This is a genomic window from Paraburkholderia ginsengiterrae (genome assembly GCF_001645125.1).
GTDB lineage: Bacteria > Pseudomonadota > Gammaproteobacteria > Burkholderiales > Burkholderiaceae > Paraburkholderia > Paraburkholderia ginsengiterrae.
In genome coordinates, this window is the sequence record NZ_LXKA01000167.1 from 1 (window position 1) to 488 (window position 488).

Annotated in this window: 1 protein-coding gene; it reads right to left on the reverse strand. The window is 67.0% G+C overall.

The genetic code is table 11. From position 1 onward, the window contains the following. Positions 1 to 266 precede the first annotated feature (266 nt). Positions 267 to 488, reverse strand: a 222-nt coding sequence (locus tag A6V37_RS13620; RefSeq protein ID WP_157447873.1) for a DUF445 family protein, incomplete at its 5' end; no start/stop codon positions are given.

Consider the following 488-nt stretch of genomic DNA (forward strand, 5'->3'; position numbering starts at 1 on the left):
TGACGCTAGGCGCTGTGGCGCGGCGGCGATGGCTGGGGTGAGGGGGGGTAGGGGGGGGGCACGGCAGGTGTGGATGGGGGGTGTGTGTGGAGCTGGGGCGGTGGGAGCCAGGCGCGGACCGTGGGCAGCGGCAGGTGACGCGGCTTGACGGGGGGAGCGGGAGGGGGGAGGAGTGGGAAGAGAGCGAGAGTGAGGGGCGGGCGGTGGGAGGGAGGAAGGGGAGGTGGAGCGAAGGGAGGCGTCCGGGCGGGGGACCTGAGAGAAGGTTATGCCGGCGTTATAGGCGCTATGTCTGAGCCAGGCCGATTGTGTGACCGCAGTGCTATTCCCACGGCATGGAGCAGCAAGGCGAACAGTTGCGGGGTAGCGTAGAAGAGCAGGCCGATAGGGCCGCCCACAAGGGTCCCGTTGATGCGAATGTATTGCGGGTCCTTACCGATGTTCAGTTCGATCAGCCGCGACATCTCACGCGGTTCCCAGTTCATGAC